Annotated in this window: 10 protein-coding genes; 7 read left to right on the forward strand and 3 right to left on the reverse strand. The window is 72.2% G+C overall.

Annotated features, from left to right (window positions below; genetic code table 11):
- The first annotated feature begins 171 nt into the window (after positions 1–171).
- Positions 172–3,225, forward strand: a complete 3,054-nt coding sequence (locus JIX55_RS08225; RefSeq protein WP_257562623.1) for a beta-N-acetylglucosaminidase domain-containing protein — start codon at positions 172–174, stop codon at positions 3,223–3,225.
- Here JIX55_RS08225 and JIX55_RS08230 read toward each other — a convergent pair whose 3' ends face one another.
- Positions 3,226–4,014 carry an SIS domain-containing protein gene (locus tag JIX55_RS08230; RefSeq protein ID WP_257562624.1) on the reverse strand — a complete coding sequence of 263 codons (789 nt, stop codon included), beginning with the start codon at positions 4,012–4,014 and terminating at the stop codon, positions 3,226–3,228. It lies immediately after the preceding gene.
- A gap of 170 nt (positions 4,015–4,184) precedes the next feature.
- Between JIX55_RS08230 and JIX55_RS08235 the strand changes: the two genes are divergently transcribed.
- From JIX55_RS08235 to JIX55_RS08260, 6 genes are all read left to right on the forward strand, one after another.
- Complete coding sequence (locus tag JIX55_RS08235; protein ID WP_257562625.1) at positions 4,185–5,069, forward strand: MurR/RpiR family transcriptional regulator; 885 nt, start codon at positions 4,185–4,187, stop codon at positions 5,067–5,069.
- 133 nt (positions 5,070–5,202) lie between these two features.
- Positions 5,203–9,507 (forward strand): NEW3 domain-containing protein, encoded by a 4,305-nt coding sequence (locus tag JIX55_RS08240; protein ID WP_257562626.1) that lies wholly within the window; start codon positions 5,203–5,205, stop codon positions 9,505–9,507.
- Entirely contained in the window at positions 9,504–10,202 is a 699-nt protein-coding gene (locus JIX55_RS08245) for a peptidyl-prolyl cis-trans isomerase (RefSeq protein WP_257562627.1), read from the forward strand. Before JIX55_RS08240 ends, JIX55_RS08245 begins: the two co-directional genes overlap by 4 nt.
- A 197-nt stretch (positions 10,203–10,399) precedes the next feature.
- The gene (locus tag JIX55_RS08250) at positions 10,400–11,773 is read left to right on the forward strand and encodes an extracellular solute-binding protein (protein WP_257562628.1); all 1,374 of its coding nucleotides are present in this window, start codon (positions 10,400–10,402) and stop codon (positions 11,771–11,773) included.
- Positions 11,774–11,775: 2 nt separating this feature from the next.
- Positions 11,776–12,795, forward strand: a complete 1,020-nt coding sequence (locus JIX55_RS08255; RefSeq protein WP_257562629.1) for a carbohydrate ABC transporter permease — start codon at positions 11,776–11,778, stop codon at positions 12,793–12,795.
- Positions 12,792–13,706 (forward strand): carbohydrate ABC transporter permease, encoded by a 915-nt coding sequence (locus tag JIX55_RS08260; protein ID WP_257562630.1) that lies wholly within the window; start codon positions 12,792–12,794, stop codon positions 13,704–13,706. Before JIX55_RS08255 ends, JIX55_RS08260 begins: the two co-directional genes overlap by 4 nt.
- Here the strand turns inward: JIX55_RS08260 and JIX55_RS08265 are convergent.
- Both JIX55_RS08265 and JIX55_RS08270 read right to left on the reverse strand, forming a co-directional pair.
- The gene (locus tag JIX55_RS08265) at positions 13,670–15,961 is read right to left on the reverse strand and encodes a glycoside hydrolase family 3 N-terminal domain-containing protein (protein ID WP_257562631.1); all 2,292 of its coding nucleotides are present in this window, start codon (positions 15,959–15,961) and stop codon (positions 13,670–13,672) included. The genes JIX55_RS08260 and JIX55_RS08265 overlap by 37 nt on opposite strands.
- Before the next feature lie 67 nt (positions 15,962–16,028).
- On the reverse strand, positions 16,029–17,069 hold the full coding sequence (locus tag JIX55_RS08270) for a BadF/BadG/BcrA/BcrD ATPase family protein (RefSeq protein WP_257562632.1): 1,041 nt from the start codon (positions 17,067–17,069) through the stop codon (positions 16,029–16,031).
- Between the last annotated feature and the right edge of the window lie 37 nt (positions 17,070–17,106).

The following is a 17,106-nucleotide window of genomic DNA, read 5'->3' on the forward strand; positions in this document are numbered from 1 at the left end:
CGCCCGCGTCGAGCAACTGCCTTCCCAGCACGCGCTATTGAATGCTTGATTCAGCAGCCCTAGCCTCTTTTGATGGCTTCATTCACCTCTCTCCTCCCACGCCCCGAACGCCCCCACAGACCCCGCAGGCCCCGCAGAACCCGGCGCCTCCGCCGGGCCCTGCTCCTGGCCGTGAGCCTGACCCTCCCCTCCCTCCCGTCGGCCGCCGCCACACCGTCGGCACCGACGACTCCGGCGACCCCCCAGGTGTGGCCGACGCCCCAGCACATCGAGACCGGCGAGCGTCGACTCACCGTCCCCGACCGGGTCGTGGAGGTCGTCGGCCCGGACACCGACCCCGCCGCCCGTCGAGTCGTCGAGGCCGCGCTGCGGGACGCCGGGGTCGACCGGATCGTCACCGTCCCGGCCGGTGAACGCCCGCCCGCCGCCGGACTCACCGTGTTCGTCGGTGGCCCCGGCGAGAACCCGGCCACCGAGGGCGCGTTGAAGCGACTGGGCGTCAAGTCACCCGCCGGGCTGCCTCCGGAGGGATACGTCCTGGCCTCCGGCCGCCACTCCGGCCGTGCCCTGCTCGCCCTGTCCGGCGTCGACACCACCGGCACCTTCTACGCGGCCCAGACCCTCCGCCGGCTCCTCACCGGCGAGCGTCTCCCCGAGGTGACCGTCCGCGACTGGCCGACGGCCAAGCTGCGCGGGGTCGTCGAGGGCTTCTACGGCACCCCCTGGACCCATGCCGAGCGGCTGAGCCAGCTCGACTTCTACGGCCGCACCAAGCAGAACGTGTACGTCTACTCGCCGAAGGACGACCCCTATCTGCGGGAGCGGTGGCGCGACGAGTACCCGGCCGCCCAGCTGGACCAGGTGCGCGAGCTCGTCGACCGGGCCGCCGCCAACCACGTCCGCTTCACCTTCGCCCTCTCCCCCGGTCTGTCGGTCTGCTACTCCTCGGACAGCGACATCACCGCGCTGGTCCGCAAGTTCGTCTCGCTGTACGACATCGGCGTGCGCTCCTTCGCGATCCCGTTGGACGACATCAGTTACACGAAGTGGAACTGCCCGGCGGACGAGGAGAGGTTCGGCAGCGGGGGCGGGGCCGCCGGTGCCGCGCAGGCGCATCTGCTGAACCGGGTGTGGGAGGAGTTCTCCGCCGACCGCACGGGGCTCGACCCGCTGGAGATGGTCCCGACCGAGTACTCCGACCTCGCCGACACCCCGTACAAGAAGGCGTTGCGCGAGCAGTTGGACCCGGACGTGGTCGTCGAGTGGACCGGCGTCGGTGTGATCGCGCCGACGATCACCGCCGCGCAGGTGCGGCAGGCCCGCGAGGTCTACGGGCATCCGATCCTGGTCTGGGACAACTACCCGGTCAACGACTACGTCACCAGCCGTCTCCTGCTGGGCCCCTACACGGGCCGGGAGGCCGACGTGGCCCGAGAGGCCGTCGGCGTCACCGCCAACCCGATGGTCCAGGCCGAGGCGAGCAAGCTCGCGCTCTTCACGTCGGCGGCCTATCTGTGGAACCCGGACGCCTACGACCCCCGGTCCGCCTTCCTCGCCTCCGTCCGCGAACTGGCGGGTACGGCCAAGTCCGGGAAACCGCTGCGGATCTTCGCCGAGAGCAACTACTCCTCCCAGCTCGACGCCACCGAGTCCCCGACGCTGACCAGGCTCCTCGCCGCCTTCCGCAAGGCGTACGAGGAGGACAGCGGCCTCGACCGGGCGGCGGCCGCGCTGCGGTCGTACTTCACCGACATGGCCGCCACGCCCGCCCAGCTGCGGGCCCATCTCGCCAACCCCGGTTTCCTGAAGGAGACTTCGGCCTGGCTCGACAAGCTCGGCCGCTACGGCACGGCAGGCGGGACAGCCGTCGATCTGCTGCTCGCCAACAAGCGGGGCGACACCGAGGCGGTCTCGGCGTACTGGACCGAGTTGAGGAGCGAGCGCAAGGCACTCGACGCCATACCCGAACAGGTCTCGCCCGGGGTGATGGACCAGTTCCTCTACACGACGATGCTGGAGAACGCCCCCGACCCCGGCGTCGACGCCTCCTTCGCCCCCGGCTCGCTCAGCCTGAAGCCGGGCGCCTCCGGGACGGTGACCCTCTCCTTGTCCGACGCGCGGTCCACGTCCGCCAGGACCGTCACCTGGAAGCTCGCCGTACCGGACGGCGTCACCGCCTCGCCGGCCGAGGGCACCGTCACCGTCCCGGCCGGTGCAAGCGCGTCGGCCACCGTCACGCTGACGGCGGCCGACGAGGGCGTCCACTCCGTCGTGGTGTCCGGCACCGGCATCCTCGACCGGGCGATCCCGGTCCAGGTCACCGACGGGGACGGCTCGTCGAGAGCCCTGACCGCCAACTTCAGCGGTGCGTCGGTCAGTTCGGTCGATCTGTCCTCCGGGAAGAGCACGGACATCAGTGTGGGCGACAACCCCGGCGAAGTGGTCGTGAGCGCCGACGGCCGTACCGCCTATGCCGCGAACCAGGGCTCCGACACGGTCAGCGTCATCGACGTGGCGCGCGGTGTGGTCACCGCGACGGTCGACGTCGGCCGCGTTCCCGCCGGGCTCGCGCTCACGCCGGACGGCGGCACGCTGTGGGTCGCCAACTACACGGACGGCACGGTCCAGCCGGTGGACACGGGCACTTTGCGAGCGGGCGCGACCGTCACGGTCGGGGCGGGGCCGGAGAACATGGCGATCACTCCGGACGGCCGGACGTTGTACGTGGCGAACATCCACGACAACACCGTCACCCCGGTCGACCTCGGCACCCGGAAGGCGGGGGCGGAGATCCCCGTCGGCCCCCGCCCGTTCAACGTCGTCGCCGCGCCGGACGGGAAGCGGGTCTATGTGTCCAACTCCGGTGGATCGACGGTGACTCCGATCGACACGGCGACGAACGACACCGAGCCGACGCTCCTGGTCTCCGGCCAGGCGTACGGCCTCGGTCTGTCACCGGACGGGCGGACGCTGTGGGTGAGCCCCAGTACCGGGGACCACGTCACGCCCGTCGACACGGTGACCGGCGCCCCCGGCACGGGGGTCTCCGTCGGCAGATCCGCCTTCGATGTCGGCCTGGACTGGAGCGGCGGCACGGCCTACGTCACCACGGCCGACGGCAACAAGCTGGTGCCGGTCGACACCGCGTCCGGCACCGCCGGAGCCCCGCTGAAGACCGGCGCCTATCCGCTGGCCGTCGCGCTGACCCCCGTGCCCGTGGGGTGATCAGCTGGCGGTACGCCGGATCCGTCCGGCGTACCGCTTCTCCAGCTCCAGATTGCCCTCGAAGCCGCCGGGCACATTGGCGGAGACATAGACCGGGGGGCGGTCGCCGGAGGCGAGGAGCTGGGCGGCCGCCTCGGCGACCGTCATCTGGACGAGCATGACGCCGGTCAGGGTGGAGAGGGCGCAGACGGCGCCGCCGCCCGGCAGCTCCAGCAGCGCGTCACCGCGCGGGGCGGCGTTGTCGAGGACGACGTCGGCGAGGTCGACGAGCTTCTTGCCGCTGGGGTGGGTGGCGGGCACGGACCCGGTGTGGGCGAGGGAGGTGATGGCGAGGAGACGGTGGCCGCGCTCCTTGGCGTGCAGCGCCATCTCGACGATGACGTGGTTGACGCCGGAGTTGGAGATGACGACGAAGAGGTCCTGGGGGCGGGGGTCGGCCAGCTCGTAGAGGCGCAGCGCTATGCCGGGCTCACGTTCCAGCAGCGGGTCGTCGAGGCCGCTGGGGTGATCGCCGCCGTAGAGGACGAGGTCGGCCATCTGGAGGCGGTTGGTGGGGACGAAGCCGCCCGCGCGGCCGGCGAGTTCGAGGACGAGGGCCTGGGAGTGGCCGGTGCCGAAGGCCTGGACGACGCCGTCATCGCGGACGCAGCCGGCGATCAGGGCGGCGGCGGCGCTCACGTCGGCGCGCGCGGACTCGGTGAGGCGGGTCAGGACGGCCAGGCCCTCGCGCGCGAAGCGGTCGGCGTTCACGGGCTCGGTCCCGGACTCGTTGGTGGACTCGACGGACACCTGAGACTCCCCACTGGTGGATTGAACCACCCCGTACACACCTATCAGTGAATCACTGAATCACAGCCCCGGCGTCGAGGGCAATGGCGCAGTTCACCCCCGAGTGCGGACGCAAAGCCCGGTCCTGGTATTCAGCCATTGCGCCAACGGGTGGCTGATACCTTCTCTGCATGCCCTCGACCGATGTCACCACCCTGATCCGCACCGAGTTGCCCCGGCTGGCCGGCTCCCTGCGGAAGGTCGGCGAGCTGATCCTGGAGGATCCGGCCGCCGTCACCCACTGCTCGGCCGCGGAGCTGGGCCGCCGCACCGGAACCTCCCAGGCCACGGTCACCCGGTTCTGCCGGGCCATCGGCCTCGACTCCTATCAGCATCTGCTGATCGAGCTGGCGCAGGAGCGGGGCCGCGGCGAGTCCTCCGAGTGGGGCAGCGCCGAGATCGGACCGGACATCTCCCCCGACGACAGCCTGGAGCGGGTCGTCCAGGTCGTCGGCACCGCCGATCTGCGGGCCGTCCAGCAGACCATCGACCGGATCGACCTGGACTCCGTCGAGCGCGCGGCCCAGGCCGTGGCCCGTGCCCGGCGCGTCGACGTGTACGGCGTCGGTGGCAGCGGCGCGGTCGCCCAGGAGACGGAGACCCGACTGTTCCGCATCGGCTGCGCGGTGCGCGGGTGGACCGAGGTGCACGCGGCGACCACCTCCGCCGCCCTTCTGACCCCGGCGGACGTGGCGATCGGCATCTCCCACTCCGGCGCCACCCGGGAGACGATCGAGCCGTTCGAGCTGGCCAAGGAGCGCGGCGCCACCACCATCGCCCTCACCGCCGACCCGCGTTCGCCGCTGGCCCGCGCCGCCGACGTACGGCTGATCTCCTCCTCCTCGGAGACCAGCTTCCGCACCGGCAGCATCGGCGCCCGCCACTCGGTGCTGATGCTCATCGACTGCCTCTACGTCCGCGTCGGCCAGCTCTCGTACCAGCGGGCGAGCGCCTCCCTGGCGCTGACCGACCACATCGCGGGGGCACACGCCGTGAAGTCCCGGCGGGCCCGCTGAACGAGCGACGTCCCGGACGGTCCGCGGGCTCGGCGAGATTGCATGGATGAATCAACCAATGTTCCGATGGATGGTTGATTGAACCACCCCCCGCTGCCAGGATGGGGCTCCGCCGAGCACTCGTAGGAGCCCCATGCGCGTCATCTCTGTCGAGTCGACCGAGCTTTTCGTCGGCACGGAGGACCAGCCGCATCAGGTGGTCGCCGTCGATGTCGAGCACCATCCGGGCCGGCCGGTCCGGCTGAGCGTGGAGGGCCCGGGCGTGCGCGGCGTCGGGGAGACCGTCGCCGGCGTCGGCGAGGACGGGACCGTACGCGCCGAGATACCCGTGACCACCGACGGCCTCGCTCCCGGCGACCGCCGCGAGATCACCGTGACCGCCGCCGACGGAGACCAAGTGGCCCGGCACAGCGCCGAGTTCACGGTGGCGGAGCCCGGCTGGACCATGTTCATGGTCAGCCATTTCCACTACGACCCCGTCTGGTGGAACACGCAGGCCGCCTACACCGAGACCTGGGACGTCGCCGACGACCCGGCTGTCACGGGCCTGCCCGCCCGGACCTTCGACTCGCGCGGCCAGAGCGGGATGAGCCTGGTGCGGGCCCACTGCGATCTGGCCCGGCGGGACCCGGCGTACACCTTCGTGCTCGCCGAGGTCGACTACCTCAAGCCCTACTGGGACGCCTTCCCGGAGGAGCGGGCGTTCCTGCGGCAGCTGATCCGCACCGGCCGGGTCGAGATCATGGGCGGCACCTACAACGAGCCCAACACCAACCTCACCGGCGCCGAGGCGACCGTACGCAACGCGCTGTACGGCGACGGCTTCCAGCGCGGGATCATCGGGGCCGCGCCGGAGACGGCCTGGCAGCTGGACGCGTTCGGGCACGACCCGCAGTTCCCGGGGCTGATGGCGGACGCGGGGGTCACGTCGAGTTCGTGGGCGCGCGGGCCGTTCCACCAGTGGGGGCCGACCCTGTCGGTGTTCGGCGAGGAGCCGCGCGACCCCCAACGGATGCAGTTCCCGGCGGAGTTCAGCTGGATCGCCCCCTCGGGGCGCGGGTTGCTGACCGCGTACATGGTCAACCACTACGGTGCCGGCTGGGCCATCGACAACGCGCCCACCCTCCCCGAGGCGGAGGCGGCCGCGCTCAAGCTCTTCCGGGGACTGAAGAAGGTCGCGCTCACCCGGAACGTCCTGCTGCCGGTCGGCGGTGACTACGCCCCGCCGTGCCGCTGGGTGATGGGCATCCATCGCGACTGGAACACCCGCTATGTCTGGCCCCGGTTCATCAGCGGCATGCCCCGGGACTTCTTCGCCGCCGTACGGGCCGAGCTGGAACGGGAGGGGCGCACGGCGTCCCCGCAGACCCGGGACATGAACCCGGTCTACACCGGCAAGGACGTCTCCTACATCGACACCAAGCAGGCCCAGCGGTACGGCGAGGCGCTGCTCGCCGACGCCGAGGCCTGGGCGACCCTCGCCTCCCTCACCACCGGACACGCCTACCCGGACGCGGCCCTCGACAAGGCCTGGCGCCAGCTGATCTACGGGGCCCACCACGACGCCATCACCGGCTCGGAGTCGGACCAGGTGTACATCGACCTGCTCACCGGCTGGCGGGAGCTGCACGACCTGGCGGAGGAGGTGCACGCCGACGCGACCCAGGCGCTCGCCGACCGTGTCGTGCCCCTGCCGGGTGACGGCGCCGACCTGGTCGTCTTCAACTCCTCGACGTGGCAGCGGAAGGACGTACTGAGCGTCGCCGACCCCGGCCGGGTCCCGCTGGACCACACCGGGCTGCCGCTGCCGGCCGTGAGCGAGGACGGCGAACTGAAGGTCGTCGTGCCGCAGGTGCCGGGCATGGGCCTCAAGGCGCTCTCCCTGGCCGAGGGTTCGGTGGCCGGCTGGACGGCCGGTGAGGGAACGACGATCCGCAACGAGTTCTACGAGGTGACCGTCGACCCCGCGCGAGGAGGCGGCGTCAGCAGTCTGCGCGCGCTCGCCGAAGCCGAGGGCGGCAGGGAGCTGCTGCGCGCCGGGGATGTCGGCAACGAGCTGGTGGTGCAGGAGGAGTACCCGAGGCACCCGCGCTTCGGCGAGGGCCCCTGGCACCTCACCCCGACCGGCACCACCGCCGCCCGCAGCCGGGACGTCACAGCTGACATCGATGTCGAACACTCGTCGGCCGGTTCCCGCCTCACCGTCCGCGCCGACCTGGGCCTTTTCCGGTACACGCAGCGGCTCACGCTCTGGGCGGGCGTCGACCGGCTGGACGTGACGACGACCGTCGACGGCTACGACGGCGCCGACCGGCTGATCCGGGTGCGCTGGCCCTCGGACGTGCGCGGCGGGCTGCCGGTGCACGAGGTCGCGGACGCGGTGATCGGGCGTGGCTTCGGGTTCGTCGACGTGGACAGCGAGCGGTTCCCGTGGACGCTGGACAACCCGGCCAACACCTGGTTCGGGCTGGGCTCCACGGCCCGTGTCGCCGTCCACGACGACACCGGCGCGCTGCTCGGCCACCGGTCCATCGGCGTCGCCGAGCTGATCTTCAGCGACTGGGACACCGCCGGTGAACTGGGCACCCCGCTCGCCGCGGCCCTGGTCCGCACGGGGGTCACGGCCACCTCGACGATCGCGGGCGGCCCCCGCTACGGCGATCTGGAGGTCGACTCCAACCTGCCCGACATCCGGATCGCCGTCGGCGGCCCGGAGCGCAACTCCCTGGTCGCCGAGGCCCTCGGCTGGGATCCGGCGGCCGCCCGCGAACTGCGCCGCCGACTGGCCGAGGACGGCCTGGCCGCGGTGTGGGTGGCCCCGCGTGCCTCGCTGCGCGAGGAGTGGGTGCCCGGCGCCGACCTGCGCGACCTGGAGCGGCTGCCGCTGCTCGTGGTCGCGGGCGCCCGCCCCGAGGACGACGCGAAGGCCGTCGACGCGCTGATCGCCGACCTGGACGACGCGACCGTACGGGCCACCGCGGCCGGTGGCGGCGAGGCACTGCCGCCGGGCGACGCCTGGGACGGCCGGGGCTTCGCGATCCTCAACCGGGGCACCCCGGGCTGCGTCGTCACCTCCTCCGGCGACCTCTGTATGTCGTTGATGCGCTCCTGCACCGGCTGGCCCTCCGGCATCTGGGTCGACCCGCCCCGCCGCACCGCCCCCGACGGCTCCGGCTTCCAGTTGCAGCGCTGGTCCCACACCTTCGAGTACGCCGTCGTCGCGGGCGAGGGCGACTGGCGCGACCTGAGCTGGCCGCGCGCGGGCCACGCGTTCAACCATCCGCTGACGGCGCGGTTGCGGAAGCCCGATCACCCGCTCACGGCACGGCTGCGGGAGCCCGCCGGGACCCCGGCCGGCCTGCCGAGGACCGCGGCCCTGCTGTCGCTGGAGCCCGAGGGCCGGGTGCTGTTGGACGCGCTGAAGCCGGCCGGGTCGCCGCTGGCCCGTGGTGGTACGGCACCGGCGGACCCCGCGCGCGGGGTCGTCGTACGGGCGCACGAGGTGGACGGACGGCCGGTGCGGGCGCGGCTGACGGGCCCCTCGGCGTGGGTGGAGGGCAGCCGGGCGGACGTCCTGGAACGGCCCGGCGAGCCGCTGGCCCCCGGCGCGGACGGCGCCTTGGAGCTGGACCTGACGGGTTTCGAGGTGGCCACCGTGCTGGCCTCGCCGCTGGACGGCAAGCAGGCCAAGGGCCCCGGTGTCGCCGCGCACGAGCCCGCACAGCCCGTGCACACCCGGTACTGGCTGCACAACTCCGGCCCCGCGCCCCGGGGGAACATGCCCGTGGCCGTGTACCTCTCGCCGACCGCGCTCACCGTCGACGGCCCGGTCACCGCGGCGGTCCGTATCTCCTCCGAGCTGACCGACGCGCCGGTGTCGGGCACGGTCGCCCTGGCGGTGCCGCCCGGTTGGACCGCCGAGCCCGCCGACCTGCCGTACGCGCTCGGCCCCGGCGGCTTCTCGCTCACCGAGGTCACCGTGACTCCGGCGCCGGACCCGGTGCCCGGCCGGTACTGGCTGGCCGCACGGCTGACGCACGGCGGGCAGACGTACGAGGACGTGGTGGCTCTGGACGTGCCCGGGGAGGGCGCGGCGGGCGGGCCCGACGGGCGGACCGGGCCGAGTCTCGTGATGGAGCTGGGTGTCGACCGGGTCGAGGTGCGCCGGGGTGAGCGGGTGCGGGTGCGGGTGAGCCTGCGGAACACGACCCGGGGGCCGGTGGGCGGGGCGCTGTGGGCGCTGTCGTCCTGGGGGACGTGGGCGGGCGTCGGGCCGGGTCTCCAGGGGTTCGCCCTGGCCGCCGGGGAGAGCGCGGAATGCCTGGTCGAGGTGGACGGCTCGGCGGTGCCGCCGGGGTCGTACTGGCTGATGGCGAAGGCCGGCTGGCACGGCTGCGTGGCCTATTCGGAGGCGGTCGTCCTGGAGGTGACGCCATGAGCGAGCGCACAGCACACGGCAGCCGCACGGAACCGGGCAGCCACGCCCCGCCGCACGGCCACTCGGCTCCGGGGGGCCACGCGGCGCTCGTGGGCGGTGAGGCCGTCCGCCGGGACCGGGTCGACGCCGTGCTGGACGCCGTGCCCGCTCGGGACCGGGAGGCGCGGCCGGAGGGGCAGACGCGGGCGGAGCGGCAGCGGAGGCGGTGGGCGACGCAGGTCGTGGTCGCGGACGAACTGGCCCGGCGGGCCTGCGCCGCGCGTGGGCTCGCGCCGCCGCCCGAGGTGTCCCCGGCCCGTGGACTCGCCGTGTCCGGGACCGAGGTCGCCGACCTCGGCAGCATCATCGCGGTGGCGCTCGCCCACTCCCCCGCCGCGCGCACCCTGCTGGCGGCGCTGGAGGCCGAGCAGAGGGTGCCGGAGAAGGCCGTACGGGGCTACTACGACCGCAATCCGGACCGTTTCCTCACCGCGGAGGCGCTGCGGCGCGGCGTCGATCCGTACGGCGGCGCGGGGCCCGGGGACTTCCTGCCGTACGACGACGTCCACGACGACCTGGTGCGGGAGCTGCGGCGGGCGATGGGCCGGCAGGCCTTCTTCGACTGGCTGGACCGGGCCCGTGCCGACGTGGAGTACGCGCCGGGGCACGAGCACCCGGGCGATCCGTCGCACCCCGACCACGAGCACCGGCACTGAACGCGCCGGTGCCCTGGGTGTGAGCGCCGACGCCGAACTCGCCGGAAACGTCTCGGAACCGAAAAGCAACACGGCAGGCCATTGACCTCCGATGAATTCTGGTCCACCTTTTCATCAATCGGAGTCCAAGTTGGTGATTTGAACCAGCAGCTTGTCCAGCGGCCTGGTCCAGCAGCTGACTGATCGCAGGAGGCAACATGCGCGCGAGAAGACTGACCGGATGTGTGGCGGGCGTCATCGCCCTCACTCTGACCGCCGCCGGATGCGGCCTGTCGGGCGGCGGATCCGACAGCGGGGAGGCCATGGCCGGCGGCTGCGAGGTCGACCAGGACAACGTCGGATCCGGGAAGCTCACCGGGGACGTCAAGGGCACGATCACCTTCCAGACGACCAACCTGAAGAAGGACTTCGGCGACTACTTCAACCCCGTGATCAAGGCCTTCGAGAAGGCCCACCCGGACACCACCGTGAAGTGGGTCGACGACCCGGGCGACGCCACGTTCACCCAGCGCCTGGTCGCCGACGCGCAGGGCTGCACGCTGCCGGACGTGGTCAACATCAACGTCAACACGGCGATCGCGCTCACCAAGAACGGTTACCTGCTCGACCTGGACAAGAAGGCGCCGGACGCGGGCGAGCCGTTCGTGCCCAACCTGTGGAAGTCGAGCAGGTACGCGGACGCCTCCGGCGCCAAGGTGCACAGTGTGCTGCCCTGGTACTCCGGCGGCATCGTGCAGACCTTCAACACCGATCTGATGAAGAAGGCGGGCCTGGATCCGGCCAAACCTCCGACGACCGTGCTCGGTCTGTTCGAGGACGCCCAGAAGGTGGCGGAGGCCTCGGACGGCGAGTACTACGCGTTCCTCGCCAATCCGCAGCTGCGTATCCCGGCCGACTGGCAGCAGATGGACATCGAGGTCCTGTCCTCCGACGGCAAGAAGTTCACCTTCGCCGACGACCCGAAGACCGCACAGTGGGTCGAGGCCATGACGAAGCTCTACAAGAGCGGCGGCATGCCGAGGGACTCGCTCTCCTCCACCCAGGACCCGGCCAACGTCTACGGCCAGGGCAAGCTGGTCTACGGCCCGACGAACCCCAACTTCCTGCGGTTCATCCAGCAGAACAACCCGAGCGTCTACAAGCAGACGGGTGTCGCCCGCTTCATGCTGGACGACCTGGGCCACACCGTCGGCGCCCCGCAGTACATAGGTGTCGCGTCCACCAGCAAGAACGCGGCGACCGCGCTGTCCTTCGCGCAGTTCCTGACCAACGCGGAGAACCAGTTGGAGTGGGCGAAGGACCCGAACGTGGTCATCTTCCCCTCCACCACGGCCTCCCTGGACGACCCGTTCTTCCAGTCGGTCGAGGGCGACGACCCGTTCGCCGAGGCCCGCAAGACGGTCGCGAGTGACCGCAAGACCGCGACGGCCGACGAGATCGCCCTGACACCCGGTGAGTTGAACGCCATCACGGCCCAGATCCAGCTGGCGATGCAGGGCAAGAAGAGCGCCCAGGACGCCCTCGACGAGGCCCAGAAGAAGGCCAACGAGCTGATCGAGCAGGGCAGCTGAGCATGACCACCCTCTCTCCCCCCACCAAGGGATCGGGGGTCGCGGTCTCCTCCCACGACCCCCGGCCCGGGGAACCGAGCGGCCGGCGCCGCCTGTTGCGGGCCGTCAGGCCCGGCCCCACCACCGATGCGGGCGGCGCCGCGCTGTACCGTCGCTGGTGGTTGCCATGGCTGTGGATGGCCCCGGCGATCATCGGCGTCACCGCCTTCGGCGTGTACCCGTTCCTCAACACGCTCCTGTTGTCCTTCACCGACGCCAAGCCGCTCGGCGGCGCCGCCTCGTTCGTGGGCCTGGACAACTACACGCGGATGCTGGGGGACTCCGACTTCTGGCTCGCCACCCGCAACAGTGTGCTGTACGCGGTGATCGTCGTCCCGTTGATGGTGCTGCTGCCGCTGATGCTGGCCGTGCTGGTGGAGAAGAACCTGCCGGGCATCGGCTTCTTCCGCTCCGCCTTCTACACCCCCGTCCTCGCCTCCAGCGTGGTCGTCGGTCTGAGCTGGCAGTGGCTGCTCAGCGACCAGGGGCTGGTCAACACCTGGCTGCAGAAGGCCCATTTGATCAGGTCGGCGATCCCGTTCCTGTCGGACTCCTGGCTGATCCTGCTGTGCGCGATGGGGCTCACCCTGTGGAAGGGCCTCGGCTGGTACATGATCTTCTACCTGGCCGCGCTGGGGAATGTGCCGAAGGAGCTGCACGAGGCAGCCGCGGTCGACGGTGCGGGTCCGGTCCGCCGCTTCTGGCACGTCACCATGCCCGGCGTCCGCACCTCGATGATGCTGGTCGGCACCCTGACCGGCATCGGCTCGCTGCGCGTGTTCACCGAGATCTACATGCTCGGCGGCTCCACCGGCGGCCCCGGCGGCGCCGACCGCACCCTCCCCTTCTACATCCGGGACATCGCCCTCGACCCGCTCACCGGCAACGCCGGCTACGGCTCGGCGGTCAGCGTCGCCCTCTTCGTACTCACCCTGGGCCTCACGCTGCTCGCACAGCGCCTGACGAAGGAGGACGAGTCATGACCACCGCCGTGAAGGAGCAGCGGACGGCGTCGGCCGTGACCCCGGTGGAGCGGCGGCGGCGCCTGATGCCGCGCTGGCGGGACTACGGCCGGCCGCGCGAACTCGTCGTCCGCTACCTGTTGTTGCTGTTCGTCCTCGGCATCACCGTCGGCCCGCTGTTCTGGCAGTTGCTGTCGTCGCTGAAGGGCGTCGGCGAGGACGTGTTCGGCGCGAACGCCTCCCTCTTCCCGAGCGACCCGACCCTGCGCGCCTACCGCGAGGTGTTCGCCCAGGTCCCGGTCTGGACGTACATCCGCAACAGCATGGTCGTCGTCGCGCTGTCGGTCACGAGCCAGCTGGTCTTCTCCACACTCGCCGGCTACATGCTCTCCAAGCCGAGCTGGAAGGGCCGCAAGCTGGTCTGGGTGCTGCTGATGGCGTCCATGATGTTCCCCTTCGAGTCGATCATGGTCTCGCTGTTCCTCAGCATCCGCGACCTCGGCCTCATCGACCACGTGGCGGGTGTCTGGCTGCCCGGCTTCGTAGCCGCCATCAACGTCCTCATCATGCGGGCCGCGTTCCTCGCCGTACCGCGTGAGATCGAGGACGCGGCGATGCTGGACGGGGCGGGCGAGTGGAAGCGGTTCCGGTATCTGTATCTCCCCTCCGCGTGGGGAGCCATCCTCGTCGTCACCATCAACACCTTCATCAGCGCCTGGGACGACTTCCTCTGGCCTCTGATCGTGCTGCGCACCGAGGACCACTTCACGCTGACACTGGGCCTCGCCCGACTGCAGTCGTCGTCCTTCGGCTACGACCAGCGGATGGTGATGGCGGGTTCGGTGATCTCCGTGATCCCGGTGCTGGTGCTGTTCGTGATCACTCAGCGGTGGTTCTACAAGGGGGTGTCCTCCGGGGCCGTCAAGCTCTGAGGCAGCTCTCTCAGGTCCAGGACCAGGGGTACGACGGCGAGCGCCCCCCGCGCCGACTCGGCGACGCGGATCTCGACGGCACCGGCTACGGGGGACACGTCGAAGGACAGGGAGACCGTACGGCGCTCACCCGGCGCGAGGCCGACACCCTCGAACGCGCACAGTTCGAGGGTGCGCGGCCATACGGGAGTGATCAGCCGTCGAAGGTACACCTGCACGACCGTACGCGCGTGCCGTTTCCCCGTGTTGGTGACGTCGACCTCGACGGTGGACCCCGCGAGGCGTGGTGTTCCGTACGCGAAACTCGTGTACGACAGCCCGTGCCCGAAGGAGTGGAGCGGCTCGGCGCTCTCGTCCACGTAGGCGCCGTACTCGGTGTCCTTGTGGTTGTAGTAGACCGGAAGCTGGGCTGCCGAGCGCGGCACCGAGACGGGCAGTCGGCCCATGGGCTCCGCGAGTCCCAGCAGTACCTCGGCGATCGCGGCGCCGCCCCACGGGCCCGGGTACCAGGCGGTGAGCAGCGCGCCCGCCGTGTCGGGTACTACGTGCGGGCGGCCCTGGATCAGGACGACCGCCGTCGGCGTCCCCGTGGCGACGACCGCGTCCAGGAGCGCGTGCTGGGCCTCCCCGAGCCGCAGCCCGGCGAGGTCGACGCCCTCGCCGCAGGTCATCTCGGACACGACGGTCCGCGCGGCGCCGTTGGCGTCGAACTCCGTGTCGGGCGTACGGGCACTGCTGCCGCCCAGCACGAGCACGGCCAGGTCGGCCGCGGCGGCCTCGGCGATCGCGGCCGGGATGCCGGTGCGGTCGGCGCCGGTGAGGGCGGCGCCCTTGGCGTGGCGGATGTCCGTACCGGGTGGGGCGAGGCGGCGCAGCGCGTCGAGGACGCTCACGCCGGTGCCGGGGCGCTGCGGGGCGGTGTAGTCGCCGAGCTGGTGGGCGGTGGTGGCCGCGTGCGGGCCGAGCACGGCGATTCGGCGTACCGAGGACCCGATCGGGAGGACGCCGACCGGGTTGTGGAGGAGGGTGACACAGGCGCGGGCGAGGTCGGTGCTCAGTGCGCGCCCGGTGTGCTCGGGGATCGGCGCGCGGCGCGTGTAGGGGTCCTCGAACAGGCCGAGGCGGAACTTCAGGCGCAGGACGCGGGCGACGGCGGCGTCCAGGGCGGCCTCGCTCACCAGGCCCCGCTCGACTGCTTCCGCCAGGTGTGTGAAGCCCTCGTCCCAGAGGCTGAGGTCGACTCCGGCGTCGAGGGCGAGGGCGCCCGCGGAGACCTTGTCGCCGGTGATGCGGGCCAGCCGGTCCACGGCGAGTCCGTCGGCCATGACCAGGCCCTGGAAGCCCCAGCGGTCTCGGAGCAGTCCGGTGAGGAGGGCGCGGTTGCCGGAGCAGGGCATGCCGTCGACCTCGTTGTAGGCGGCCATGACGGCGGCGGCGCCCGCGCGGACTCCGGCCCGGGCGGCCGGGAGGTGGATCTCGTGCAGTTCGCGAAGGCCGAGTTCGGACTCGGCGGAGTTGCGGCCGCCGACCGTGGCGCCCTGGCCGGCGAAGTGCTTGAGGACGACGGGGGCGCGGTCGGCGGCGAAGAGTTCTCCGGTGCCCTGCATGCCGCGGACGAGCGCCTCCGTCAGGCGGGCCGCGAGGTACGGGTCCTCGCCGAAGCACTCCTCGGTACGGCCCCAGCGCGGGTCCCGGGCGATGTCCAGCGCGGAGACGAGGGCCATGTGGCCGCCGCGGGCGCGGAGTTCGGCGGCGGCGTGGGCGGCGGCCCGCTCGTACAGGGCGGGGTCCCAGGTGGCGCCGACGGCCAGGTTGACGGGGAGGACCGTGCCGTCGAGGGCCATGTGGCCGTGCGGCACCTCCTCGACGAACAGGGCCGGGATGCGGAGGCGGCCGTGCTCCAGGACGTGGCGCTGGACCAGGTCGGCGAGGTCGGCGCTGTCCTCGGCGCCGGGTCCGTGGCCGTGGTCGACGCCGGACCAGGCGTCGGCGCGCATCAGGCCGTAGAGGGCGCCGAGGCCCGCGAAGCGCTCGGTCTCGGCGTACAGGGCGTCGGTGAGCTCGAAGTCCCCGTCCGGGGTGCGGCGGTAGGCGTCCCAGCCGTACATCCGCTGGTTGAGCTGGCCGGCCTTCTCGCGAAGGGTCATGCGGGAGAGGAGGTCGGCGACGCGGGTGTCGAGGGGGGCGGCCGGGTCGAGATAGGGCGGCTGCGCGGGTATGGCGGCCGGGGCGACCGTCTGGTCCTGCGAGGTCATGGGGTCGTCCTTGTCGGTGAGCCCTGCGGTCGTACGGTCCGTGCGGTCGTCCTGCGTGCGGGTCGGGTCAGCTGCCGGTGTCGTGGGCGAGGCGGGCCAGCGTCACCGCGCCCGGGGAGCCGTCCGCGACCGGGGTGATGGTGAGGGCCAGGTGGGCGAGGCGTTCGGCCAGGGGGTTCAGCAGGGGGCCGTGGGAGGCGAGGAGGCCGCCGGTGAGGACGAGGGGTTCGCCCGGGCGGGGGTCGAGTGCCGTCACGGTCTCGGCGAGGCGGCGGGTGGCCTCGTGCAGGATCCGCACGGCCACGGCGTCCTTCTCCTCGGCGGCGCGGACGACCAGCGGGGCGTGGTCGGCGAGCCGGACCGGCGGCCGGTCCATGACGGCGGGCAGCAGGTGCTCGCGGTAGGCGGCGCGCCGGGGTGCGGTCCAGCGGACGGTGTCCGTGGTGCCGTAGTCCTCCGGGGGCAGGACCTCCGTCGGCAGGCCGAGTGCCCGGCCGACCGCGGGGGCGAGGGCGGTGGGCACGCTCCGGCCGTCGGCCGCCCGGAGGACCGCCCGGACGGCCGCGCGGCCGATCCAGAAGCCGCCGCCGTCGTCGCCGAGGAGCCAGCCGTCGCCACCGGCGGTGGCGACGGGCGCCCGTCCGACGATCCGAGCCGAGACCGCGCCGGTGCCGGCCACCAGGAGCAGGCCGTCGGCGGGGTGGCCGGGGGCGGCGGCGAACGCGGTCTCGATGTCGCTGTGCACGCCGACCACGGCGGCGGTGACACCCAGCCGGGCGAGCGCGGCGGACAGGGCGGCCCGGGCTCGCACCCGGCCGGGCTCGTCGGCGGCCTGCCCCTGGTGGCCGGCCCCGGCGAAGCCGCCCGCCACCGCGACCACCCGTCCGCGCAGCGGTTCCGGCACGGCTCGCGCGATGGCCTCGGCGAGGTGGTCGGCGAGCACCGGCTCGGGCACGGTCAGCGAGTTGCCCGGCCCGGCCGAGCCCTCGCCCCGGGTGCGGCCGTCGCCCAGGTCGGCCAGGACAGCGCGGGTCCGGGTGCCGCCGGCATCGAGGCCCACCACGAAAGCTCCGGAATCCCCGGAAGCCTGGTTCAAATCATTATTCATTGCCGTCCATGGTGGTTGATACATTCGCCGGAGACAA

The sequence above is a fragment of the Streptomyces sp. DSM 40750 genome, from assembly GCF_024612035.1.
Classification (GTDB): Bacteria; Actinomycetota; Actinomycetes; order Streptomycetales; family Streptomycetaceae; genus Streptomyces.